The organism is Rehaibacterium terrae, from assembly GCF_014202935.1.
In the GTDB taxonomy this organism is placed as follows: domain Bacteria; phylum Pseudomonadota; class Gammaproteobacteria; order Xanthomonadales; family Xanthomonadaceae; genus Rehaibacterium; species Rehaibacterium terrae.
The window spans coordinates 1-1589 of the sequence record NZ_JACHHX010000034.1 but is presented as its reverse complement, the minus strand read 5'-3'; the positions used below and the strand labels follow the sequence as shown (position 1 = coordinate 1589).

Sequence of the window (1589 nt, the reverse complement as noted above, 5' to 3'; positions counted from 1 at the left end):
GCACGAACTCCGCAGCGGGCTTGGCTTGGCCCCCCTTGGACGACTGCGCGAATCCCCGGAAAATCACACCGTCGTTGCCAATTCCTGAGAGTTTTCGCGCATGAGCACCCCGGACTTTTTCCGCGCTCGACTCGATCAGATGATCGATCTGCGTCATCCGCTGGTGGTGCTGGCCACCAGGATGCCGTGGGCGCAGCTGGAAGCGGCGGTGGCGCCGTGCTTTGCGCGCCAGGATCGACCGGGGGAACGCCTCGAGGGCATTGACCTGTTCGGTCCGACGGTGGCGGTGGCCGGCGCGGGCGTGAGCGCGGCCGGACGGCCGCGGTTGCCGCTGCGGCTGATGCTGAGCCTGCTCTACCTCAAGCACGCTTTCGACCTGTCCGACGAGGAGCTGGTGCAGCGCTGGTCGGAGAACGTGGTGTGGCAGTACTTCAGCGGCCTGGAGTACTACGAGCCACGGCTGCCGTGCGACGCAACGCAGATCGGCCGCTTTCGCCGCGCGCTCGGCGAGGCCGGGGTGGAGGAAGTGCTCAAGGCGACGATCGAGGCGGCGGTGCAGATGAAGGCAGTGCGGCCTGCCGAGTTCGAACGGGTCATCGTCGACACCACGGTGCAGGAGAAGGCCATTGCGCACCCCGTGGACAGTCGATTGCTGGAGATCGCACGGCACCAGGTCGTCAAGGCGGCGAAGGCGGCGGGCATCCCGCTCAAGCAGACCTTTGCCAAGGAGGGCAGGACGTTGCGTCGCAAGGCGGGCGGTTATGCGCATGCCAAGCAGTTCCGACGGCTGCGCAAGGTGGTCAAGCGCCAGCGCACGATCTTGGGAAAGGTGCTGCGCGAGATCGCCCGCAAGCGTGGCGAAGCCACCGACGCGCGGGCGCGGGCCCGTCTGGACACGCTGGTCTCACGCGCCGAGCGCATCCGCACCCAGCAGCCCAAGGACAAGGGCAAGCTTTACGCGCTGCACGCGCCCGAGGTCGAGTGCATCGGCAAGGGCAAGGCGCGCCGGCCGTACGAGTTCGGGGTCAAGGTCGGGGTGGTGGTGACCGCGCGACAGGGGTTGATGGTGGGTGCCCGCACATTCCCGGGCAATCCCTACGACGGCCACCTGTTGGCCGAACAGCTCGAACAGACGACCGTGTTGCTCGAGGACGTCGGCGTCCAGCCGAAGGAGGTGTACGCCGACCTGGGCTTCCGTGGGGTCGACGCCGCCAATCCGAACGTGGAGATCGTCCACCGCGGCAAGCTCAAGTCGCTGACGAAGTCGCAGCGCCGCTGGCTCAAGCGACGGCAGGCGGTCGAGCCGGCGATCGGCCACGCCAAGAACGACCACCGGATGGACCGCTGCTGGCTGCAGGGCGCGACCGGCGATGCGCTGCATGCGGTGCTGTGCGCCGCCGGGTACAACCTGCGCTGGCTGCTGCGGGCGATTGCCCGGCTGGGCCTGCAGCCCGTTTTCTTGCGCCTGCTTCTGGGGTGGCTACGTGACGCGCCGGGCGCCCGGCGGCGGCGCCAGGTCGGTCACGGTGCGCCGTTGCGCGAGTGGCTGACGACGTTGCCGGCACTTGGATGAATTTCGCAGGGCCGAC

At 68.3% G+C, this 1589-nt stretch carries 1 protein-coding gene; it reads left to right on the top strand.

Features of this window, described 5'->3' with window-relative positions; translation table 11 throughout:
- The first annotated feature begins 100 nt into the window (after positions 1 to 100).
- A complete protein-coding gene (locus HNQ58_RS13235; RefSeq protein WP_246417340.1) occupies positions 101 to 1573 on the top strand; it encodes an IS5 family transposase in 1473 nt (490 codons plus the stop codon).
- The last annotated feature ends 16 nt before the right edge of the window (positions 1574 to 1589 follow it).

Excerpts from the sequence above, each read along its gene's own strand:
- HNQ58_RS13235 (WP_246417340.1), top strand. The coding sequence starts at position 101 with ATGAGCACCCCGGACTTTTTCCGCGCTCGACTCGATCAGATGATCGAT.